The following is a 22,032-nucleotide window of genomic DNA, read 5'->3' on the forward strand; positions in this document are numbered from 1 at the left end:
CACCGAACCTAAACTTTCTTTCATGTTCACGCGACCTTTGCGTTTACTTCGGTTTGGCACACTATGCCACTGAAGGGGTCGAGAGCCAGCACCGCGCCCCTCACAGCACCCCTATGCGTCCGATCCACTGAGGCCTGTGCAACGCTTATGACCCATGTACTGGTCGTCGAAGATGACCCCTCCACCGCCCGTGAAATCGAAGCTGCGCTGCAAGACCATGGTTTCGATGTGACCTGTGTCGACAACGGTCGCGACGGCTTGCTGCGTGCCATCAGCGATACGTTCGACATTATCGTCCTCGACCGTATGCTCCCCGGCGCCCTGGATGGACTGGGCATGCTGACCGCCTTGCGTGCGTCCGGCATCGCGACGCCGGTGCTGATCCTCAGCGCACTCAGCGCACTCGACGAGCGGGTTCGCGGCCTGCGTGCCGGCGGTGACGACTACCTGACCAAGCCCTTCGAATTCATCGAACTGACCGCCCGCCTGGATGCGCTGAGCCGTCGACGTGTCGCACTGCCGGGTCAGGAACGGGAAAATCGTCTGCGCGTCGCCAATCTTGACCTCGATCTGCTGCGCCGCACCGTGCGTCGGGGTGAGCGACAGATCGATCTGTTGCCCCGCGAATACGCCCTGCTCGAATACCTGGTGCAACATGCCGGCCAGGTCGTGACCCGTACGATGCTGTTCGAAGCCGTCTGGAATTACAGTTACGACGAGCGTACCAACGTCATCGAGGTCCATATCGGACGCCTGCGCCGCAAGATCGACGCAGAGGGCGAAGAACAAATGATTCATACCATTCGCGGAGCCGGCTATGTTCTCCGTTCACCTGAGTGAAATCCCGCGCACCATCAGCTTTCGCACGGCGTTGATGTTTCTGGCGCTCTTCGGTTGTTCGTTTCTCGGGCTATTTGGCTACATCTATTGGCAGACCGCAGGCTATTTGAAATCTGAAGTCGATACAGCGCTGTACCGTCAGATCGACACCCGTAGCCGTCAAGCCCCGGTCTTGCGCCAGCAGGAGATTCGCCAACATGCCGAACAGGACATAGAAGGTCATGCTCCGCACGCATTATTCGATGCCAATGACCAACCGCTTGCCGGGGCGATCCAGACACTGCCCGCTTTCAAAAAATACGATAAACCCTATGAGTTCGACTGGCGCGCGCCCCATGACCGCAACCGCCCGGTGCGCTTCATGGTTCATCGGCTGGAAAACGGACAAACGCTGTTGGTCGCCCAGGACATCCACGATATTCGCGAGTTCGACGAGTTACTGGTCCAGGCGTTGATCTCCGGCGGTGCACTGCTGCTGGTGGTCGGCCTGCTCGGTGCAATCGCACTCGGTTATTCCGCCCGCCGGCGGCTGGAAGCCCTTGGCCGCTCGATCGAACGCATTATCGAGGGTGACCTCAGTGGACGCTTGCCGACCCGCGGCAACCGCGATGACATCGACCGTATCGCCAGTGTCGTCAATGGCATGCTCGACGAACTCGAACGCCTGATGAGTGAAGTCAAAGGCGTCTGCGACGACATCGCCCATGACCTTCGCACCCCGCTGACCCGACTGATTGCCGGGTTAGAGCGCGCCCAGCGACGCAACCTGAGCAAAGAAGAATATGCCGCAGCCATCGATGCCGCCATTGAGGAAGCCATGGGTCTTTTGCAGACTTTCCGGGCGTTGCTGCGTATTTCCGAAATCGAAGTCAGCGCCCGACGCAGTAACTTTGCCCAGGTTGACCTGAACCAGATCGCGGCAGATGCCACGGAACTCTTCGAACCGTTGGCTGAAGAACGCGGCATGACCCTGGAACTTGTTCCCAGTGCTAAACCGGCGAATCTCTCCGGTGACCCTCAATTGCTGTTCGATGCAGCCTGTAACCTGCTCGACAACGCCATCAAGTTTTCACCCGACGACAGCCACATCCAGGTCACGGTCATTGCTGACGCGACCCACAGCGGGATCAGGGTAAAAGACCAGGGGCCAGGCATTCCGGAAGCCGAGCGTGAAGCCGTTTTTCGCCGACTGTACCGCTCCGAGTCCAGTCGCCATACGGCAGGCAATGGACTCGGTTTAAGCATGGTTTCCGCGGTTGCCCGTCTGCATGACATGACCTTACAGGTACAGGACGCGCAACCCGGCTGCCAGATCGACTTGATGGGTAAATCAGGCAACCGCTGGGAGGGTCGGGATCCCGCTGTGGAAGCGGAACTCGGTATCCGGTGACTCGATCAGCGCCTGCTCGGTTGTCCTGACCTTCTCGATCACCTGGGCAATGTCTTTGGCGTCGCCATACTGGTAAGCCAGCTTCAGATAGCCCTGAAAATGCCGGGCTTCGCTTTTCAACAAGCCGAAGTAGAACTTGCCCAGTTCTTCATCCAGATGCGGCACCAGCGCTTCGAAGCGTTCGCAGCTTCGCGCTTCAATAAACGCACCAACCACTAGGGTATCCACCAGTTTGACTGGCTCGTGGTTGCGCACGACTTTACGCAGCCCCGAGGCATAACGGCTGGCAGACAGCTGGCGCAGCTCGATCTTGCGCTTTTTCATCAGGCGCATGACCTGTTCATGGTGGACCAGCTCTTCGCGGGCCAGCCGCGACATCAGGTTGATCAGATCGACGTGAGAGTGATACTTGGCGATCAGGCTGAGCGCAGTGCTCGCCGCCTTGAACTCGCAGTTTTTGTGGTCAATCAGCAGGGTTTCCTGATCCGCCAGCGCGGCCTGGACCCAACCGTCAGGAGTACGGCACCCCAAAAACTCGTGAATTTCTGGAAGAATCATCGGGACACGTCCGCATGTTCAGGAGCGTGGCAAGGCAGGACGGCAGCGACTTCAAGGATCAGTAACATGAGGCTCACGAGAGAAAGGTTCACAGCGAAGGGCGACGATTATACCGGCCGGGCGGCAGACCACCAGTCGGCCGACTTGATGTGCGTCAACATCACGGTTGGCCCACAGCAACTATAGTTGTGCAACGCAGCGTCTTTCACTCTATGGAGATCCCGATCATGCAAGCCATTCGCAGCCTCCTGGTGGTCATTGAGCCCGAGCATTCGGAAAGCCTCGCACTCAAACGCGCCAAGTTGATCGCCGGGGTAACCCAGGCGCATTTGCATTTGCTGGTGTGTGACAAGAAGCATGATCACTCGGCGCTCCTCAGCGTGCTCAAGAGCAGCTTGCTCGAGGAAGGCTACAGCGTCACCACCGAGCAGGCCTGGAATGAAAGCCTGCACGAAACCATCATCGACGTGCAGCAGGCCGAAGGTTGCGGACTGGTGGTCAAACAGCATTTCCCCGACAACCCGCTGAAAAAGGCGTTGCTCACACCTGCCGACTGGAAACTGCTGCGTAAATGCCCGGCGCCGGTGTTGCTGGTCAAGACGTCCAAGCCCTGGACCGGCGGCGTGATTCTGGCGGCCATCGACGTCGGCAACACCGATGGCGAACACCGTACCCTGCACGCCAGCATCGTCGATCACGGTTTCGACATTGCCAGTCTGGCCAAGGCGCAGTTGCACGTGATCAGCGCTCACCCGTCACCGATGCTGTCGGCGGCCGATCCGGTGTTCCAGCTCAAGGAAACCATCGAAGCCCGCTACCGCGAGCAGTGCAAGGCGTTTCAGGCCGAGTTCGATATCGACGACACACATTTACATATCGAGGAAGGCCCGGCAGATGTGTTGATTCCTTACACCGCCCACAAACTGCAGGCATCGGTCACTGTCATCGGCACGGTGGCGCGCACGGGTTTGTCAGGCGCGTTGATTGGCAATACGGCTGAAGTGGTGCTCGATTCGCTGGAAAGCGACGTGCTGGTGCTCAAGCCAGACGTGATCATGGATCATCTGGAGGAGATTGTTACCAAGCATTGAGGGTGGGTTAGCCGTTGATTGCTTTGTCGCCTGACAGACCGCATTCGCGGGCAAGCCCGCTCCCACAGGGATTATGCTGCCCTTGTGGGAGCGGGCTTGCCCGCGAAGTTTTCAAGAATCAGGTGCCGAAGGAATCCCTGAGAAATCCCGGCGCGATGTAACGCTGATAATGCGCTTCAGACAGCAGGAAAAATTCCCGATCAATGGCATCACGCAGCTCTGGCAAGCTCCAGTCGCGAAACTCCGGCAACAGCACCATGCCGTAGGCATCCAGATTGTTGATGACCCGCGCGCCACGGGCAATCAACTGGTAAGCCCAGCAATATTCGGACTGATGGGGTACGAAGCGGATTTTTCGCTGCTCCAGCTGCAGACGCAGTCGTTTGGGGTCGAAAATCTCCAGTTTTCCAGCCATCACCTGCACCAACAGCTGCTCCAGGCGCAGCCAGACCGCACGTTTTTCTTCCTCGTTGTAGCCGTTCCAGCGAATCACTTCGTGGTGAAAACGCTTGCAGCCACGGCACACCAAATCACCGTAAACAGTGGAGCAGAGGCCGATGCAGGGGGTCTTGATAGTCTGATTGGGCATAGGTAGGCAGAACGCGGGAAAGCAAAACAGGTCCGCATGTTAGCCCTTTGTCTAACATTCATCACCCCTCAAAGTTCAAGGCCCAACTTACCTTTAAATTTTTTTTACCGTAGAATCAGCCAGCCTTTTAAGGCGCCAATGTCCGTTAGAAGCTGTTTTCAAAGCGTCACGAGCACAGTCGTTCCTTCAGAGCGGTGTTGGCGAAGGGTTTTTCCAGCGGGGAAAAGCCCAACGCCAACCCTCATCAGCTCCCGTTCTGCAGGCGTAAAACTTTGAAAGCAGCTTCTGTGAGGAATTCCGGCAACGCAGGCTAAGTGGCTCAAAAAGCCCCGGAGCGCTGAGTGCCGTGAGTTTCTGGATGAGCGTCCCGGACACCCATTTGGGACCACTGATGAGGGTAATACTGTGCTTGAAGCCTACCGCAAACATATCGAAGAGCGTGCAGCACTGGGTATCGTTCCCCAGCCGCTAAACGCCGAACAAACTGCAGGCCTGGTCGAGCTGCTGAAGAATCCCCCGGCTGGCGAAGAAGCTTTCCTCGTTGACCTGATCACCAATCGCGTGCCGCCTGGCGTCGATGAAGCTGCCTATGTAAAGGCCGGTTTCCTCTCCGCACTGGCCAAAGGCGAAGCCAACTCCCCTCTGATCGACAAGAAACGCGCTGTTGAACTGCTCGGCACCATGCAGGGCGGCTACAACATCGTGACTCTGGTTGACCTGCTGGACAGCGCCGAACTGGCGCCAGTCGCGGCCAAAGAACTCAAGCACACCCTGCTGATGTTCGACGCTTTCCACGACGTCGCAGAAAAAGCCAAGAACGGCAACGTTCACGCTCAAGGCGTACTGCAATCCTGGGCCGACGGCGAGTGGTTCCAGAAGCGCCCGGTCCTGGCCGACAAAATCAGCCTGCGCGTGTTCAAGGTCACCGGCGAAACCAACACCGACGACCTGTCCCCTGCGCCTGATGCCTGGTCCCGTCCTGACATCCCGCTGCACGCCCTGGCCATGCTGAAAATGGCCCGTGACGGTATCGTTCCGGATGAGCAAGGCGTCACCGGCCCGATGAAGCAGATCGAAGAAATGCGCGGTCAAGGCTTCCCTATCGCCTACGTCGGTGACGTGGTCGGTACCGGTTCTTCGCGTAAATCGGCGACCAACTCGGTGCTGTGGTTCTTCGGCGACGACGTTCCTTATGTCCCGAACAAGCGTGCCGGTGGTTTCTGCTTCGGCAACAAGATCGCTCCGATCTTCTACAACACCATGGAAGATGCCGGCGCACTGCCAATCGAATTCGACGTTACCAACATGAACATGGGCGACGTGATCGACCTGTACCCGCATGCTGGCAAAGTCACCAAGCACAACAGCGACGAAGTCCTGACCACCTTCGAAATGAAGACCCCGGTTCTGCTCGACGAAGTCCGTGCCGGCGGCCGTATCCCGCTGATCATCGGCCGTGGCCTGACCGAGAAGGCTCGCGCCGAGCTGGGTCTGCCACCTTCGACGTTGTTCAAACTGCCTGAAGCACCGGCTGAAAGCACCAAGGGTTATACCCTGGCGCAGAAAATGGTCGGCAAGGCTTGCGGCGTAGCTGGCGTTCGTCCAGGTACCTACTGCGAACCGAAAATGACCACCGTCGGTTCCCAGGACACCACAGGTCCCATGACCCGTGACGAGCTGAAAGACCTGGCGTGCCTGGGCTTCTCGACCGATCTGGTGATGCAGTCTTTCTGCCACACCGCGGCCTATCCAAAGCCGATCGACGTGACCACCCACCACACCCTGCCTGACTTCATCATGACCCGCGGCGGCGTTTCCCTGCGTCCGGGCGACGGCATCATCCACAGCTGGCTGAACCGCATGCTGCTGCCGGACACTGTCGGCACCGGTGGTGACTCCCACACCCGTTTCCCGATGGGGATCTCCTTCCCGGCCGGTTCCGGTCTGGTGGCTTTCGCCGCAGCCACTGGCGTTATGCCGCTGGACATGCCGGAATCGATCCTGGTGCGCTTCAAAGGCAAAATGCAACCGGGCGTCACCCTGCGTGACCTGGTTCACGCCATTCCTTACTACGCGATCCAGGCTGGCCTGTTGACCGTAGAGAAGAAAGGCAAGAAGAACGCTTTCTCCGGTCGCATTCTGGAAATCGAAGGCCTCGACAACCTGAGCATCGAGCAGGCTTTCGAACTGTCCGACGCCTCCGCCGAACGTTCCGCTGCCGGCTGCACCATCAAGCTGTCGAAAGAGTCGATCACCGAGTACCTGAACTCCAACATCACCCTGCTGCGCTGGATGATTGGCGAAGGTTACGGCGATGCACGGACTCTGGAACGTCGCGCACAAGCGATGGAAGCCTGGGTTGCCAACCCTGAGCTGATGGTTGCCGATGCTGACGCCGAATACGCTGAAACCATCGAAATCAATCTGGACGACATCAAAGAGCCTGTGCTCTGTGCGCCAAACGATCCGGACGACGCCCGTCTGCTCTCCAGCGTTGCTGGCGAGAAGATCGACGAAGTGTTCATCGGTTCGTGCATGACCAACATCGGTCACTTCCGCGCTGCCGGTAAACTGCTGGAAAAAGTCGAAGGTTCGCTGCCAACTCGTCTGTGGCTGTCGCCTCCGACCAAGATGGACGCTCACCAACTGACCGAAGAAGGCTACTACGGCATCTACGGCAAGGCTGGCGCGCGCATGGAAATGCCGGGCTGCTCGCTGTGCATGGGTAACCAGGCTCGCGTTGAACCGAACTCCACCGTGGTGTCGACTTCAACCCGTAACTTCCCGAACCGTCTGGGCGATGGCGCGAACGTTTACCTGGCTTCGGCTGAGTTGGCGTCGGTTGCTTCGATCCTGGGTCGCCTGCCGACCGTCGAGGAGTACATGGCCTACGCGAAAGAAATCGACACTATGGCCAGCGATGTTTATCGCTACCTGAGTTTCGACCAGATCGCCGAGTTCCGTGAAGCTGCTGCGAACGCCAACATTCCGGTCGTTCAAGCCTAACGTTACAACGCCATAGAAAACGCCGCATATCTTGCGATATGCGGCGTTTTTTTATGCTTATCGTTATCCATCTTGAGCTGGCGGTTTTCCTGCTCCAGCTGCATTACAACTTTGTAATTATTCTGTTCGTCGGCTGTTGGAGTTGCCTTGTTACTGTGAATTCACTGCCAAACAACAGGCAGCCCACCGTAAATAAGGAGATACTGCCATGAAACTGTTCATACTCGGATTTGCCGCCCTCCTCGCCACAGGTTCAGTCTTCGCCGATACCACCGACACCTCGGCGGTGATCCACGACAAGACCGGTTTCTTCGTTCACCTGGACGTTGCGAAAGTCAAATCCATGACTGACATCTCGGACCAATGCGGCGTCATTCCGGCCCGTCTCGATTACCTGGATCATCAGGGTCGGGAACATGAGCTGGACTATTCGGTTCAAGGGCGCTGCCCGAACGAAAACTGATGGAGTGCTTTATGCACATGGCTGTCCGCGAGCAGGCAAAACGCAACAGCACCTGATGGCAGGGCTATACTTGCGCTACCTGCTCACGGCTTTCAGGTCCGCTTTTTGTGGATCGAATACCGAAACCGAACCAAGGTCATTCTCATGAACATCCTTGTCGTGGAAGACGAACCCAAGGCGGGCAACTACTTACTCAATGGTCTGCAGGAACAGGGATACTCCGTCAGCCTGGCCCGCGATGGCGTTGATGGTTTACACCAAGCCCTGGAAACGCCTTTCGACGTCATCGTGCTGGATGTGATGATGCCGAAGATGGACGGCTGGGAAGTACTGCGCCGCCTGCGCAAGGAAGCCGACACACCGGTACTGTTCCTGACCGCGCGGGATGACATCGCCGACCGAATCAAAGGCCTGGAGTTGGGGGCCGACGACTACCTGATCAAACCCTTTTCTTTCGCCGAGCTGGTCGCACGCCTGCGCACCCTGACCCGCCGAGGTCCGACCCGGGAAGAAGAGCAACTGCAGATCGCTGACCTGCATATTGATGTAATCAAACGCCGCGTCACCCGCGCCGGCGTGCGAGTGACGCTGACAAACAAAGAGTTTGCATTGTTGCACCTGCTCGCCACGCATCAGGATCAGGTGCTGTCTCGTTCACTGATCGCCTCCCGGGTCTGGGACATGAACTTTGACAGCGACACCAACGTGGTGGACGTGGCTGTGCGACGCCTGCGCCTGAAAATCGACGACCCTTTCCATCCGAAGCTGATCCACAGTGTGCGGGGCATTGGCTACCGCTTTGACACGCAACCATGAGCCATCGCCATTACTCCATGACGCTGCGCCTGGCGGTGGTGTTTGCCTTGCTGGCCTTCACTCTGCTGGCAACCACCGGCGTCGCACTGTACCGCGAGCTTGAGCGCGAACTGATACGACGCGACGAGTCCACCCTGGTCTATCGCATAGATCAGCTGCGTAATTTTCTCAACGGCAGCAATACGCTGGAACTGATCAGGACCAGACCTGTGCTGTTTCAGAACATGCTGGGCAATCGCGAGTACGTACTCGCTATTGGCGTTTCAGGGGAAGCCCCTTTACTACAGGTCAATCCCCGCAATATTGACATTCCCGACCTCACTCCCGTGGCAATGGACCATTCCCTGGCACTGACAGATGTGCAGCATCTACCCGCCGTGAACGGTACCCCCTTCGCGGCCATCTCCGCGAGTATCGACTCGGGCAAGCTGAAAGTGACCATTGGCTGCCTGATGACCGAACGAACCGCAGTGCTCGCCAGCTATCGTCTCAGCGTATACCTCCTCGCCAGTCTCGCGGCCATTGTCCTGGCGCTGGCTGGATATGCAGTGGTTCATCGCGGTTTGTTGCCCCTCAGACGCCTGGCGCTTCAAGCCCACGGTATCGGCATTGGCAATCTGACAGAGCGACTCGACGGCCGAGGCGCGCCGAAGGAGTTGCGCCCGATGATCGACTCTTTCAACACCATGCTTGAGCGACTCGCCAAGGGTTTTGCGCAACTGAGCCAGGTCTCGACTGACATGGCCCACGAACTACGCACGCCCATCAACAACTTGCTGGGTGAAACCCAGGTCGCGATGCAGCAGAACCGCAGTGTGGAACATTACCAGCAGTTGCTCGCCTCCAACGTCGAAGAACTCGAGCGCCTGACACGCATGCTCGACAACATGCTGTTCCTCGCTCGTACTGACCCCGGTAGCGCTCGTGATCAGCGCCAGGAGCTGGGCGCCGCCGACGAACTGGAACGCGTAGCCGATTACTTTGAAGGTCTGGCCGCGGACGCCGATGTCACCATCCGCACGGAGGGCGACGGCCTTATCTGGGCCGAGCCAATGCTGCTACGCCGCGCCTTGGCTAACCTGTGTGCCAATGCGATAAAATATGCTGCACCTCATTCCGAACTGTTGATCCAGGCCACACCGTCCGAGGGTGGCATCAATCTACGCGTGCGCAACTACGGAACAACCATCCCGGCGGAACACCTTCCAAGATTATTCGAGCGTTTCTACCGCGTTGATCAATCACGCGAGCGCTCGGCCCAGTCCAATGGCCTGGGGCTTTCGATCGTAGCGACTATCATGCAGCTGCACAGTGGCCGCTACAGCGTCACCAGCGAGAATGGCGTGACCTGTTTCGAGCTGTTTTTCCCCATACGGGATCAGCAAGAGCGTCAGGCCAGCTTTCAAACCGGCCCAGACGCCCCTCGCCCCAGCATCGTCGTGAAGCGCCCCTCCCCCGGTTGACCTTCATCGAACTTCCACAGCAAGCTCCGTGTAGTCCCATCCCCCACCGAGCGCTTTGACGAGGCCGACATTGGCACTCAATTGTTGTGTCAGCAGGTCAAGGCCGCAGGCGTAGGCGTAGAGAGGACGGTTGCAGAGATGTGGACACAGTCGCGGCCTTGCTCAGGCGCGTGAACAGGTCCTTGGGCGCGTCGTTACGGTTGGATTCGATTTCCCTTGAAGGCCTCACGCCGTGCTTTTCGTTCTGCGGTGTAGGCTGCACCCGGCTCGCTGATCAGCTCTTCACGGCGCAAGAGCTCGCCGCAATGTTCGCAAAGCGGCCCTAGCCCGGCGAGCTCGCCACAGGCTTTGTGGGTATAAACGACCGCCAACTCCTCCTTGTCCGACTTGCACCAGGTTTCTCCCCACGCGCGCAACGCAAGGACCACAGAATAGAAGGCTTCCCCTTTCGGGGTGAGGTGGTATTCGTAACGTAGCGGCCGCTCGCTGTAAGGGCGGCGTGCGACGAGCCCATCAGCCTCCATATTTTTCAAGCGTGCGGCGACCATTTGCGGAGTTCCTGCGGTCTGCGCCTGGATCTCGTCGAATCGGTGGCTCCCCATGAACAACTCACGCAGGACCAGCACGGTCCAGCGGTCGCCCACGACTGCCTCGGCCCGTGCAATCGGGCACAGGGTTTCAGGGGCACTTGTGTTTATCGACATAAGGACTTGCCTCTTTCACTGTTACTATGATTATCATATCTACAACGTACCAAGGCAAGCCTACGGCACCGGTCACCCAAAATCTGTGGAGAAAATCGCATGTCGAAAGCAATCTATCCTCTCGACAGGACGGCCTACCTGCTGGTCGATCCTTACAATGACTTCCTCTCGGAAGGCGGAAAAATCTATTCCTTGATCGAACCGATCGCCGAGCAAGTGGGCCTGCTCGACAATCTGCGCGCCCTCGACCGCACCGTCCGTGCCCTCGATATTCCGGTGGTCATCGTACCGCACCGCCGTTGGGAACAAGGTGACTACGAAGGCTGGGATCATCCGAGTCCCACCCAGTGCAAGGTCATGCACATGCATCACTTCGCACGCGGGGAATGGGGCGGCGAATGGCACCCCGATTTCGCGCCAAAAGACGGCGACATTGTCGTCCAGGAACATTGGGGCTCGAGCGGTTTTGCCAATACCGACCTTGATTTTCGCCTCAAGCAGAAAGGCATCACGCACGTGATTATTGTTGGCCTGCTGGCCAATACCTGCATCGAGGCCACAGCCCGTTACGCGGTAGAGCTCGGCTACCACGTCACGCTGGTGCGTGACGCGACCGCTGCCTTCAAGCCGGAAATGATGCAGGCCGCACATGAACTGAACGGCCCCACCTTCGCCCACGCCATTGTGGCGACGGACGCACTCATCGCCTCCCTGACTCAGCAGGGGTGACAAGATGAAACTGACAGGACATCTGATAATCGGCGCAAACGATGCCGCAGCCACTGAAGGGACGATGAAGGCGCTAAACCCCGCGACCAACCAGTTGATCGAGCCGGATTTCGCCTTGGGTGGCGTGGCGGATGTCGACCGGGCCGCGACACTCGCCGACGAGGCGTTTGACTGTTACAGCCATACCTCGCTGGCCCGGCGCGCGGCGTTCCTCGACAGCATTGCCGACAATCTCGACGCAGTCCGCACCGAGCTTGCCGCGCGGGCCGCGCTCGAAACAGGTCTGCCCGAGGCCCAGCTTGAGGGCGAGACCGCAAAAGCCGCCACCCAGTTTCGCCAATTCGCTGATGTCGTGCGCAAAGGGCGCTTCCTCCAGCTGGCCGTCGATCCGGCACAGCCTGATCGCCAGCCACGCCCACGCATGGACCATCGCCTTCAGAAGATAGCGATCGGCCCGGTGGCTATATTCGGTGCGAGCAACTTTCCCATTTCATACTCGGTCGCCGGCGGCGATACCGCTTCGGCATTGGCGGCCGGCGCGACCGTCATCCTGAAGGCACATAACGCTCATCCCGGCGCCTCGGAAATTCAGGCGCGGGCCATTCGTAAGGCGGTGCAAGAGCACGGACTGCCCGAAGGCGTCTTCTCGATGGTGCGCGGCAGCGGTAACGCGATCGGCGAAGCGCTGGTCGATCATCCGTTGGTCAAGGCCGTGACGTTCACCGGCTCGGAGCATGGCGGCATGGCGCTGTATCGCCGTGCGCAGCAACGCCCCGATCCCATCCCCGTCTTCACCGAGATGACCAGCGTCAACCCTACGTTCATCCTGCCCCATGCGCTGGCCACACGCGGAGCGCAGATCGGCGATGGCTTTATCGAGCGCATGCTGGTCAATGTGGGGCAAGCCTGCCTTAGACCCGCCATCCTTGTCGCGATCAAAGGGGCTGGCCTTGAAGCGATGCGTGCCGCCATGGTGAAGCGCGTGACCGATGCATCGGCGCGCACCATGCTGACGCCGGCTATTCATGCGTCCTACTCGAACGGTCTCGCCGCCATGGCGAACGCCGGTGCACGTCTCGCTGCCGAAGGCTCGGCATCCAATGCGGATTTTGATGGCCGGGCGGCGTTGCTTGAGGTCGACGGCCAACGCTTCCTGGCCGAGACGGTGCTTGCAGAGGAAGTATTCGGTCCGTCAGCGCTGCTGGTGAGCGTCAAGGATGAGGATGAACTGCTCGCTGTCGCTCGCTCGCTTAAGGGTCAGCTCAGCGCCGCCATGCATCTTGAAGAAAGTGATATGCAGCTGGCTCATCGCTTGCTACCGGTCCTGGAGCGGCGCACCGGGCGTATCGTCGTCAATGCCTTCGCGCACCCACAGGAGGTGACTTTCGCCACCGTTCACGGCGGACCGTTTCCGGCCACGTCGGACAGCCGCTTCACCTCGGTCGGCATGACGTCGATTGAGCGCTTCTTACGCCCAGTGGCCTACCAGGGTTTTCCTGATGCGCTACTGCCCGAGGCCCTGCGTGATACCAACCCATTGGGGCTGCCTCGCATCGTGGACGGTCAATAGACGCTATCCCGTTCGGCAAGGCGTCGTATTGCCGGCAGAGGGTGGGATGAGCTGCAAGTGGGGCTCCCTGCCCAGGCAATGTTCGACCTACACCAGCACAGTCAACCAGGCCGACACCAGCAACAAAAAAGCCAGTACATGGTTCATGCGTTTGAACGCCTGTGGCGAACCAAAAGCCCGAGCACTACCCACGCCGAGCAACGCCCACAGGGTCATGCACGGCAAGGAGACCAACAGAAATACCAGCGACAACACCACCAGCCGCATGCTCTTGTCGCCGCCGCCGGCAAACACGCTCACCACCGCCAGCGCCATCATCCAGACCTTGGGGTTGACCAATTGCAATGTTGCAACGCCGAACGCGCTGAGGCCCTCGTCGCGCGGGGTGGCCGGGTCCAGGGACGGCGGTGCGCTTTGAAAGATCTGCCAGGCCAGCCAACTCAACCAGAGCACCCCGGCCCAGGCCATCGCCTGCTGCACACGCGGAAACCGCAGCAGCGTCTCGCCCACGCCGAGCCCGACCGCAAACACAATCAGCGCCGCCGCCACACATGCGCCAAAAATGATGGGCAGCGTGGCACCCAACCCACACCGCGAACTGTGGCTCAGCACCAGAATATTGGTCGGTCCTGGGGTAATCGAGGCAACGAACGCAAACAGCAGGAAAGGCAGCAACGATTCCATGGCTCAGACTCCCTGAAGGCGCATCGAAGGGGCAGAAAAGAATAGCGAAAAAGACATGGCATGGACTCCTTGATCAAATAGGAGACCATGGTCGCGAGTCCGCGGGATTCAGTCTGGAAGGTTTGAGCAGCGCTTGCGGTAATCCGCTGGTGTGAGCTGGTAGGCACGGCGGAACCAGCGCCCCATGTGGCTTTGATCGGCGAACCCGAGAGCATTGGCCACCTGCGCCGGCGACTCGCCCCGCGCCAGCAGCTGCCGCGCCTTGGCCAGGCGCAGCTGGATCAAATAAGCATGAGGCGCCAGCCCAAAGGCTGCCTTGAAGGCCCGCGTCAGGCGAAAGCGATCAACACCACAGGCTTGGGCCAGATCATCCAGCCCGATGTCCTCGTAGACATGGGCATGCAGATAGTCACGCGCAACCTGGGCCACCAACGGCAGGCGCGGATCAAAGGCCCGACGCTTGCGCCAGTCAAGGTGGCACGTGAGCGACCCCAACAAGGTGTCGATGGCGCTCTGGCGCACGATGCGCAAGTCACCCTCATGAAGCGCGTGAAAGGCTTGATAAATGGCAGTGGCCAGGCCCGGGTCCTGGCTCAGGGTGTCGGCAAAACCCGGCTGGCTGTTGGCCGGCGCGTGCTCGAACAGCGCGTGCAACTCCCGCTCCAGCCAGTGCGGATCGAGGTAGAGCATGGAGTAGGTGAACCCCTCCTCGGTCGGCGCATGCCCATCGTGGATTTCCCCCGGCTCCAGCATGAATACCTTGCCCGGCGTACTGAGGTGGCGAACGCGCCGGCAATTGAACTGCTGCACCCCCTGCTCGGTGACCCCCACCAGAAAACTGTCATGCCAGTGCGGATCGTAGGCATGCCCCTGAAAATGGGCACGAATCGATTCAATCCCGGTATCGGCATCCTGGGACAGCTCAATCCAGTTGCGTTTATCCACGCAAGACTCCAGAGGTAATGGTTCAGCTTCGTTCTGTACGGATGACTAAATTACCGCGCAATGGAAAAGGACGTTTAGAAGATTTGTGCAAGTTGGTTGTGGGTGTTGGGGCTGATAAGCGTTTGTGAGGGGATGTGGTCAAGGTGAATGGGAGCTTGGGGTCACCACCTCCCTTCCCGCACCGACCGCCTGACCTCAGCCTGTATGGCATAAGCCGGCGCCTCCACAGCATTGAAATCTTGTGTATAACGCTGGGCAAATCCTTCTACCCCCCATTCCTGATACTGCTGCACATGCTTTAGTTCGTGAGCCCAGAGCGCGATGTCCTGTTCTGCGGTTTGAGCGTCACGGAAGAGGATGACGTCGATCAGCGTCACGGCACCGACATCGGGGTTTTGCAGCATGGCAGTGGCGGCGCTGAATTGGCCGTTGTCGCTAACTTTGTAGCGCGCGGTATCGAGGACGCTGGGGTCGTACCAGCGCAGCAGCTGCTCCCGGATGTGCGGTGGAATGGGTTGGATGCCGGCGTTGGCTGCTTCAGCGCGGGCTTGGGTCAGCCACAGCGCCAGGGCAGGTGCCGCGATCTGGTAGATGCCATCAGGCAGAGGGCCGAGCATCTGTCCCAGGTCTGGCAGGCAGATGCAGCCGTCCAGGCACACTTGTTTCTCGCCAGCTGGGCAGCCGTTGGTCTGAGCTGGCACTTCAAAAGTCAGGCAAAGAACAAACAGCGCCACCAGGCGCGTGGTGATGGGCGGCATTGGGCGCTCCCGGGACGGACGCAGCGAGAACAGTGGGTCACAATTGATCGGCGACCCGCATAGCTTTAGCGTAGTCCCGAACCAGGCGCCCCCAAGATAATCGCAGGAAGCGACAGGCCACTGTTTTCTGCGAATCATCCACTTTAGTAAACATGCGTCCGCGGCAGCTCTTGGCTGGTGACTCCCGCCCGTCGTGACCGGCAGAGGTCAGCCGATTCTGTTGAAAAAGTCGACCGTAGCTTCCACGATAGAAAAGTACGCGCTTTAGTTTGAAATCTTTGCTTTGAGCAGAAGACTCCGGGCTCAGATTTCGCGTAGCGACACGCAAAAAAGGTGTTTTCAGCCGTCAGCGGGCGGGCAGTCTGGAAGAACCGACTTTTTCAACAGAATCGGCCGACTGCAGACCTTCGCGATAGGCAGCAATTGGCCAAAAGAAGCGTAAATCCGATCTCTCCCATCGACAAAGGGATGAATGAACTCACACTCATAATGGAGCGCTGAGCTAGCGATTAGTGAATGCACATTGCCGCTAACCAACGATTGCAACAGTTCATCCATCAATTGAGCCGGCCTGCGAGCCGGTGGGGTCATGCGCGGGGCAAGGTCAAAGGCGGTTGGTAATGGCTTATTCTCTCACCTCCAACGCGGCTTTGGAGGTTTCATGTTTCAGAGGAATACCGGCAGTGCCTGCGTCCAGCAAGCAGTCATTATCCAAATCAAAAGGTAATACCCACAAACTCATCCCATCACCGTAATGGAAAACCGGTAGCGCCTCCTGCAACCCTGACCAATACGGATAAATCAGCATCAGCTTCGGCACGCCTGTGCCTTTGCGATATTTATGGCCATAGGCGAACAGCTGATAGAAATCACTCTGACTGAGGTCGTAGTTCTTCTCACGCCTGCGCATATCAATTCGTTTCCACTTTGTGTCCAGAATCCAGCGTTGCCCGGGCGTATCGATGAGCAAGTCCGGCTTCAAGCAGAACATCCGAGCGTTGTCGTGGCCGCACAGATACTGGCTGGCCGACTGAGCCTTTAACTTGGCAACTGGCTGTAACTGGTTTCGCAGCCAATTCTCGATATAACGTTCAAACAATTTTTCCATAGGGAATAACAGGCTCATCCCCCGCCATCCGCCGCTCACGGCAATCGGCATCTGCTGATTAAGGATCAGCTCGCACCAAGGTTTGATTGCCTGGTAATGAGCCATCAAGCGATCACGACTCCAGGCACGTAAGTCTTGTGTCTCGTGCCGGCTTGCAGGCACTTCTGTCAGTATGGTGCGCAGTTCACTCGCTAATCGCCAATTGGCGGCGTCTTTAGTGCTCTTTGCCACATGCTCCAACGCGAGTTTAAGCAAGCGGTTTTCCGCCCGGTTCGGCAGAAACACATCGTGACGAACCTGGAAGTGATGCTGCCGTCCCGGCGGCTGGCGAATCTGGGCCACTACATTGAGCTGCCCACGCAAAAAGCGCTGATCTTCTTCGACGCGTTGATAGTCGAAGCGAATGCCACGCTTTACCAGAAGATCCAGCTCACCCAAGAACTGTCCCATCACCCATTCCGTCAGTGGGGCATCGAATAGCTCCAGCCCTGCCACCGAAACCTGACGCGGTTTCAGCGATAAGGCCGCTTGAATTAACTTGCGCAGCAGGCTACGACTCTTGGCCTTGCAGCCATGCTTTTCAAAATGTTTGGGTAATATCTCCAAAATTGTGCCACAAGGCGTTTCAATTACACCTACATAGCTATCCCATTTGAGCGAGCGTCGACCTTCGACCTGCAGCAAGGTTGCGCCACCCTTACTAAAGCTTGCGCTCAGCTCGCATAGCCAGTCGAAGGCAGTTTCAGATATCTGCGCACAGTCGAGATCACCAGGCGCAACCGCAGTTGTCGTGAGCCTGGCGTACTCACGAACTGTGACGTGAGCATTCAAACCTCCAACCCCTCGTGCGACTCGACAGAAGCCTCGGCGTCGGTTTTACATGCAATCACGCCGGCATAAGCAGAGACACGGTTAAACGCCAACTCGTTAATACGCCAGACCTGATCCTGTGCGGGTACTCTTCCGCCGAACAACGAGTTGAGATCCAGGTTCTGGCGAAGCACAAAGCAGTCGGCTAAAGGCTTACGATGATCATTGAATACCCACTGGATGCGCTGCCAATCTTCAAAGAAATACTCCTGCAGTAACGGGAGCACCTGATTGCGGAAGATGAGCTCCAACTGCGCCAGGCTGGAGGTTTTCAGTAACGGCATAAAGTAGGCGTGTCCCAGACAATGCTCGCGATCCAACAGCACCTCGATGCGCTGGTTCATCACCCGTAACAGTTGGCCAATATCCACGCCTGCCACAGACACACCGTCCAGAAGCTGCGGCTGGGGCAACATCTCCTTGAATGTAAATCGACGTCGCAGAGCGATGTCCAGGCCAGCCAGTGATCGGTCGGCGGTGTTCATCGTGCCGATCAGGTAGACATTCTTCGGCACGCTGAAAGGCTTTTTCGAATAGGGCAGTTTCAGGCTAAGCGCCTCTTCTGCTCCCTCGCGTTTAGAAGGCTCGATCAGGGTGATCAGCTCACCGAAAATACGCGAGACGTTACCCCGGTTGATCTCATCAATGATAAGCACATAAGGCACGTCCGTACTGGCGGTAACCACTGCCGGTTCAGCCGGCTGCACACCCTGCTGCTGCAGATAGGAAAGCAAATCTGCCCAGGTGAAACGGTTCATGGCATAGACAGTTTTCAGCGTGAACTGCCGGCTATCGTTGAGCGGTAGGATGGGCAAATTAATATCGCGATACAGCCAGCGCACCGAACGCACATGCTGATAATTAGCGATCACCCCGGCGGGTACCTGCTTTTCATAGCGATACTCACTCGTCACCACGCCAATCGAACCGATTTGCTCAGCCGAATGGATGCACAACAAAATGTCCCCTACCGCCATCTGCTCGGCAAAGTAATTGAGCGTGCCTTTATCCCCTGCGCCCAAGCTTTGGTAATACGGGTTTTGCTCGCAGTCCTCACGCAGATCGCCGGTCTTACCCCAACCAATGCGTGCTTCTCCATTAGCCAGGCAATAGCTCTTGCTGGGTGAGTTCCCAGTACCGTCAATGGAAATTTTCCATATCGCCGGGTTGGCCCGCACCCCTAGGTCAGTAGCCGGTCGCGTCCGGGCGTCATCACAAATGCGTTTGAATACGCCGGCGTCAATCGGGTATCTCAACTGTCCAGTTTCCGCGTCAGAGTCCGCTCGAATCCCCTCTACGAAATCTTCATAACTGAAGCTCTGGTGAAAGGTTACGAAGCGCACACGATCGGCAGTCACGAATCGATCGAATTCCTTCTTCAAGCGTTCGCGCGTATCGGAGTCACTGCCGCTGTTTTGCGCTAAAAATTCCGGGGCTAGAATCGCCAGCGCCTGGTTGATGGTAGCGTAGGTTTTTCCGGTGCCGGGTGGACCAAAAAGAATTTGATTAAGGGCGGGCTCTGTCGCGGGATAAGTTGTCATTACGTCAGGCTCTTCCTGTTCGGCTTGGCTATAGTTGCGGGGTACTAGTCCTGTTCCGTTCAAGGTCAGTTGCTTATCCTTCAGTGCGTGGTCTACCAAGTCAAACCATGTGACCATATCCGCTAACGTGGGGTAGTGAGTCGAGTCAATTTCCCAGTCCTGCTCTTTGGCTTCCATCAGTGCGCGATGGTCCGCTATCCCACGCAACGAGCAACAAATTTTCCCGCCGTACCAGTACAGCGTGAACACAGGCTTACCTTTCAGGCTGTCCTGCGCCCGAACACCAATACGGATATCCGCAGGGTTGATGTTCACCGTCCAGTGGTCGGCATGTGGGTATCGCTCGCGGAAACACTTAACTAACGCCCAAAACCATACCTGCTCTTCAGGTGTACCCTTACCCAATAACTGGAGCACCCGTTTATCGGCATAGCCGTCAATTGCGCCTTGTTGGAGGCATCGCTGGTATTCCAGCCACTGCCGCAATCCACTTTGCACGTTGTTACTGTTGCTGGAGCCAATTCTGGCGTGCTCACCACCCGGACCGTATTGACGGTTCAGCTCTTCCAGTTCTTCGAGGTCGTTGGTCAGCAGAACATTGCTGCCCAAATGCTTGGTGACCGTATTAACGCCAGACAGATAATTACTGGCGGTATTAAGCGCCTTCCCCTCACTGACCAACCATTCTTTAAATAGTTTTCCTTGCATATCGCTCACGGGGCTTTCTCCAGCATTGTTTCAGCTTCCGGCAGACATAACTGACCGAAGATACGGTGGGGTAAGATGGTGTCGCGGAGTCGGGTTAGCGTTCTTTTAGCACCCCAAAACGAGCGGCCGCTATTGGCTGTGGATCCAACCGGTCGATGCAACAGATTGGCTAGCTAGTAATACTAGCTATTGTGATCGACGCGGCACATTGGTCTCTCGGTAGAGATGATGCTTCTGGAGAGGGGCTTTCTATGGCCTCTAATCATCCTTGAGGCCAATACCAGTAGGGACGCTTGATTGAAATCTACGGCTGCTGCCCACGGGGCTGGGCCGCGGATTAATCAGTTGTTTAGGTACCTTCGCCTCATCCATCCAGAGTTGAACACCGTTTGTTTCTGCTAGCAGCCGCACATAGCCCCGGAGCATGTTTTCACTGAATTGATACCAGCCTGTTCGATTGTCGCTCATCTTCTTAAGTACTGAGCCGTGGCTGGGCTTGGTCAGCGTATTGAGCCGCTGGCTGAATTTTTTGCGATCGATCGGGGTCAGCTTTTCCTGTGGGTTCGCGTGGTTTAGGTCGCGGATGATTCGCCCGTAGGACGCGTAGATACTATCGATATTGCGGTGCAGAATTGACGTGTCAGCAGACGCCCATAACGCATGGTGGAAGTCTTGGCTATGACGAGTCGTCGCTAAGTCGTATGGCTTGCGGATATGCTCCTGAACCGTTTCTACTGCTTTTTTTAGAGCCTCGTTGTAATGATTGAAATTGGCGATCTGCAACGTGTCAGGGTCATCGTAGATCGCCCATAGTAAATGCTCAGTGATCAGGTGAACGTAGTAGGGAAAGCCATCGCTGATGCCGGCGACCCGGTATTTGATCTCATCGTCGAACTCGATATTGAAGGCTTCGAGTGCTTCCACCAGGATGTCCCAACGCGAGTCCCAGGAAATAGGTGACAGCTGTATGGGGAATAGTTGGCGAATGCTGGATTGATGCCCTCCGAGGACGTCGTCTAGGGACGCTGCGATACCGCTGAAAATGATGGGAACGTAGATGCCTGAGTCGCCCATTTTTTTCAAGAACTCGGCGAATTTGTACCTTTCCTCAGCTTCTTGAATCGCGTCAAATTCGTCGATGACGATGATTGGTTTTTCCGAATGTATCTCCCTGATGTCGGATATGACGTTCAGAGCCTGTTCCATGTTGCCTACTGGTGGCACTTCAGGTTTGAACGAGGATTTGACCAGCAGCTCAAAGCTGAAAAACTTGAGGTTAATCCCGGTTTTGGCCTGAATCTCTCTGCTGTCCAAGTTTTCGACCAAGCTCGCAGCGATGCTTTGCATAATCTCGTAGAAAGTGCTCGTTCGCGTACATCCGATCTGAATAATATCGGAGTCAGAGGACTGGTATTGCAAAGCAGCAGTCTGTGCGAGGGACGATTTACCAATTCCGCGATCACCGTAGATGAACATGTGACGGCCTTTGGCGAAAAGAGCACGACGGATTTCTTCAAGCTCCTTTTGCCGACCCTTGAGCAGCTCAATGGAGCTGATTGGCTCTGCTGGACGTACGTGTGCGTGGACGGTGGTGCCAAACTCTTCCTCTGAGTAACCTTCAATCATCGCAATTCTTCTCGCTGTGATAAGCGCAGGCGGCACTGCGCCTAGTGTGCAGGTTTTGTCGCATAATATCACTCTGGCATGATGAATCGGCGTCAAAGTCGGTCTTGCACCGTTATCACCATTTAGAGGAAGCGACACGTCTAGACATTTTCGTCAATCGCAGTGATCCGCTCAAAAAAGAGATTGGGTACTCAACTCGCGCTTTCCAAAATCGAGGTTGGGTAAGCAACAATGCGAGCCAGGTGACTGCTCCTGGCCGATTTCTGCTTGTCCCGAAGAGTCGTTTTTGCCTGTCGTAACCGGGTGGTCGAAAGGCATTGCTGCGGTGAAAGGTGCTATGACCTTGTATGCGAGTGCGTCAAGGCGTCGGGTGTTCAGGTGGCCGAGTTCGGCGTCCACTGCGTGTACACCATTGGCACGACCAATACCTTGGAGCACGAGGCCAATATCAGCACAACCAAGCTCTAGGACAGGCGCTACTCATGGCCGAAGGGTTGCAGCCCATATCTACTTTTCTTAAGAATGTCCCGTGATACAGTCGGCTTTTTTGAAGGCGGCCTCTGGCTGCTATGT

19 protein-coding genes are annotated in these 22,032 nt (G+C 57.2%); 9 read left to right on the plus strand and 10 right to left on the minus strand.

The genetic code is table 11. The features are described from left to right. The first annotated feature begins 147 nt into the window (after positions 1-147). Positions 148-840, plus strand: a complete 693-nt coding sequence (locus ACN1C3_RS02775) for a response regulator transcription factor (RefSeq protein WP_419114263.1) — start codon at positions 148-150, stop codon at positions 838-840. Beyond that, complete coding sequence (locus ACN1C3_RS02780) at positions 818-2,230, plus strand: sensor histidine kinase (RefSeq protein WP_419114264.1); 1,413 nt, start codon at positions 818-820, stop codon at positions 2,228-2,230. Before ACN1C3_RS02775 ends, ACN1C3_RS02780 begins: the two co-directional genes overlap by 23 nt. Here the strand turns inward: ACN1C3_RS02780 and ACN1C3_RS02785 are convergent. Next, positions 2,171-2,788: a tRNA-(ms[2]io[6]A)-hydroxylase gene (locus tag ACN1C3_RS02785; protein WP_419114265.1), complete on the minus strand. Its 618-nt coding sequence runs from the start codon at positions 2,786-2,788 to the stop codon at positions 2,171-2,173. The two genes, ACN1C3_RS02780 and ACN1C3_RS02785, sit on opposite strands and share 60 nt — an antisense overlap. A 227-nt stretch (positions 2,789-3,015) precedes the next feature. On the opposite strand from ACN1C3_RS02785, the gene ACN1C3_RS02790 reads away from it, so the two are divergent. Further along, a complete protein-coding gene (locus ACN1C3_RS02790) occupies positions 3,016-3,879 on the plus strand; it encodes a universal stress protein (protein ID WP_419114266.1) in 864 nt (287 codons plus the stop codon). Positions 3,880-3,997: 118 nt separating this feature from the next. Here the strand turns inward: ACN1C3_RS02790 and ACN1C3_RS02795 are convergent, their stop codons facing one another. After that, the gene (locus ACN1C3_RS02795; RefSeq protein ID WP_419114267.1) at positions 3,998-4,468 is read right to left on the minus strand and encodes a DUF1289 domain-containing protein; all 471 of its coding nucleotides are present in this window, start codon (positions 4,466-4,468) and stop codon (positions 3,998-4,000) included. Between the two features lie 405 nt (positions 4,469-4,873). On the opposite strand from ACN1C3_RS02795, the gene acnB reads away from it, so the two are divergent. The 4 genes from acnB (at position 4,874) to ACN1C3_RS02815 (ending at position 10,216) form a co-directional block, all read left to right on the plus strand. After that, entirely contained in the window at positions 4,874-7,474 is a 2,601-nt protein-coding gene (gene acnB, locus ACN1C3_RS02800; RefSeq protein WP_419114268.1) for a bifunctional aconitate hydratase 2/2-methylisocitrate dehydratase, read from the plus strand. A gap of 208 nt (positions 7,475-7,682) precedes the next feature. Next, complete coding sequence (locus tag ACN1C3_RS02805) at positions 7,683-7,937, plus strand: DUF2790 domain-containing protein (RefSeq protein ID WP_419114269.1); 255 nt, start codon at positions 7,683-7,685, stop codon at positions 7,935-7,937. 144 nt (positions 7,938-8,081) lie between these two features. Then, positions 8,082-8,753, plus strand: coding sequence for a heavy metal response regulator transcription factor (locus tag ACN1C3_RS02810; RefSeq protein WP_419114270.1), 672 nt, complete (start codon positions 8,082-8,084; stop codon positions 8,751-8,753). Continuing rightward, positions 8,750-10,216: a heavy metal sensor histidine kinase gene (locus ACN1C3_RS02815; protein ID WP_419114271.1), complete on the plus strand. Its 1,467-nt coding sequence runs from the start codon at positions 8,750-8,752 to the stop codon at positions 10,214-10,216. The genes ACN1C3_RS02810 and ACN1C3_RS02815 overlap by 4 nt, the downstream gene beginning before the upstream one ends. A gap of 194 nt (positions 10,217-10,410) precedes the next feature. Here the strand turns inward: ACN1C3_RS02815 and ACN1C3_RS02820 are convergent, their stop codons facing one another. Beyond that, a complete protein-coding gene (locus ACN1C3_RS02820; RefSeq protein WP_419114272.1) occupies positions 10,411-10,920 on the minus strand; it encodes a winged helix-turn-helix transcriptional regulator in 510 nt (169 codons plus the stop codon). 99 nt (positions 10,921-11,019) lie between these two features. On the opposite strand from ACN1C3_RS02820, the gene ACN1C3_RS02825 reads away from it, so the two are divergent. Next, positions 11,020-11,649: an isochorismatase family cysteine hydrolase gene (locus tag ACN1C3_RS02825; protein ID WP_419114273.1), complete on the plus strand. Its 630-nt coding sequence runs from the start codon at positions 11,020-11,022 to the stop codon at positions 11,647-11,649. A 4-nt stretch (positions 11,650-11,653) separates the two neighbouring features. Beyond that, positions 11,654-13,219, plus strand: coding sequence for an aldehyde dehydrogenase (NADP(+)) (locus ACN1C3_RS02830; RefSeq protein WP_419114274.1), 1,566 nt, complete (start codon positions 11,654-11,656; stop codon positions 13,217-13,219). An 87-nt stretch (positions 13,220-13,306) separates the two neighbouring features. Here ACN1C3_RS02830 and ACN1C3_RS02835 read toward each other — a convergent pair whose 3' ends face one another. The 7 genes from ACN1C3_RS02835 to ACN1C3_RS02865 form a co-directional block, all read right to left on the minus strand. Further along, positions 13,307-13,903: a LysE family translocator gene (locus ACN1C3_RS02835; protein WP_419114275.1), complete on the minus strand. Its 597-nt coding sequence runs from the start codon at positions 13,901-13,903 to the stop codon at positions 13,307-13,309. Between the two features lie 108 nt (positions 13,904-14,011). Continuing rightward, positions 14,012-14,848: an AraC family ligand binding domain-containing protein gene (locus tag ACN1C3_RS02840; RefSeq protein WP_419114276.1), complete on the minus strand. Its 837-nt coding sequence runs from the start codon at positions 14,846-14,848 to the stop codon at positions 14,012-14,014. 161 nt (positions 14,849-15,009) lie between these two features. Continuing rightward, the gene (locus ACN1C3_RS02845; protein WP_419114277.1) at positions 15,010-15,606 is read right to left on the minus strand and encodes an eCIS core domain-containing protein; all 597 of its coding nucleotides are present in this window, start codon (positions 15,604-15,606) and stop codon (positions 15,010-15,012) included. Positions 15,607-15,945: 339 nt separating this feature from the next. Next, positions 15,946-16,197 (minus strand): Fic family protein, encoded by a 252-nt coding sequence (locus ACN1C3_RS02850; RefSeq protein WP_419114278.1) that lies wholly within the window; start codon positions 16,195-16,197, stop codon positions 15,946-15,948. Between the two features lie 34 nt (positions 16,198-16,231). Further along, positions 16,232-17,545 (minus strand): McrC family protein, encoded by a 1,314-nt coding sequence (locus tag ACN1C3_RS02855; protein ID WP_419114279.1) that lies wholly within the window; start codon positions 17,543-17,545, stop codon positions 16,232-16,234. Continuing rightward, a complete protein-coding gene (locus ACN1C3_RS02860) occupies positions 17,542-19,125 on the minus strand; it encodes an AAA family ATPase (RefSeq protein ID WP_419114572.1) in 1,584 nt (527 codons plus the stop codon). The genes ACN1C3_RS02855 and ACN1C3_RS02860 overlap by 4 nt, the downstream gene beginning before the upstream one ends. 966 nt (positions 19,126-20,091) lie before the next feature. Continuing rightward, a complete protein-coding gene (locus tag ACN1C3_RS02865; protein ID WP_150675895.1) occupies positions 20,092-21,459 on the minus strand; it encodes an AAA family ATPase in 1,368 nt (455 codons plus the stop codon). Between the last annotated feature and the right edge of the window lie 573 nt (positions 21,460-22,032).

This window comes from Pseudomonas sp. H11T01 (assembly GCF_048515765.1).
Taxonomy (GTDB): domain Bacteria; phylum Pseudomonadota; class Gammaproteobacteria; order Pseudomonadales; family Pseudomonadaceae; genus Aquipseudomonas.

Coding starts and splice junctions, on each gene's coding strand:
- ACN1C3_RS02775 (WP_419114263.1), top strand. CDS start 148: ATGACCCATGTACTGGTCGTCGAAGATGACCCCTCCACCGCCCGTGAA.
- ACN1C3_RS02780 (WP_419114264.1), top strand. CDS start 818: ATGTTCTCCGTTCACCTGAGTGAAATCCCGCGCACCATCAGCTTTCGC.
- ACN1C3_RS02785 (WP_419114265.1), bottom strand. CDS start 2,788: ATGATTCTTCCAGAAATTCACGAGTTTTTGGGGTGCCGTACTCCTGAC.
- ACN1C3_RS02790 (WP_419114266.1), top strand. CDS start 3,016: ATGCAAGCCATTCGCAGCCTCCTGGTGGTCATTGAGCCCGAGCATTCG.
- ACN1C3_RS02795 (WP_419114267.1), bottom strand. CDS start 4,468: ATGCCCAATCAGACTATCAAGACCCCCTGCATCGGCCTCTGCTCCACT.
- ACN1C3_RS02805 (WP_419114269.1), top strand. CDS start 7,683: ATGAAACTGTTCATACTCGGATTTGCCGCCCTCCTCGCCACAGGTTCA.
- ACN1C3_RS02810 (WP_419114270.1), top strand. CDS start 8,082: ATGAACATCCTTGTCGTGGAAGACGAACCCAAGGCGGGCAACTACTTA.
- ACN1C3_RS02815 (WP_419114271.1), top strand. CDS start 8,750: ATGAGCCATCGCCATTACTCCATGACGCTGCGCCTGGCGGTGGTGTTT.
- ACN1C3_RS02820 (WP_419114272.1), bottom strand. CDS start 10,920: ATGTCGATAAACACAAGTGCCCCTGAAACCCTGTGCCCGATTGCACGG.
- ACN1C3_RS02825 (WP_419114273.1), top strand. CDS start 11,020: ATGTCGAAAGCAATCTATCCTCTCGACAGGACGGCCTACCTGCTGGTC.
- ACN1C3_RS02830 (WP_419114274.1), top strand. CDS start 11,654: ATGAAACTGACAGGACATCTGATAATCGGCGCAAACGATGCCGCAGCC.
- ACN1C3_RS02835 (WP_419114275.1), bottom strand. CDS start 13,903: ATGGAATCGTTGCTGCCTTTCCTGCTGTTTGCGTTCGTTGCCTCGATT.
- ACN1C3_RS02845 (WP_419114277.1), bottom strand. CDS start 15,606: ATGCCGCCCATCACCACGCGCCTGGTGGCGCTGTTTGTTCTTTGCCTG.
- ACN1C3_RS02850 (WP_419114278.1), bottom strand. CDS start 16,197: ATGACCCCACCGGCTCGCAGGCCGGCTCAATTGATGGATGAACTGTTG.
- ACN1C3_RS02860 (WP_419114572.1), bottom strand. CDS start 19,125: ATGACAACTTATCCCGCGACAGAGCCCGCCCTTAATCAAATTCTTTTT.
- ACN1C3_RS02865 (WP_150675895.1), bottom strand. CDS start 21,459: ATGATTGAAGGTTACTCAGAGGAAGAGTTTGGCACCACCGTCCACGCA.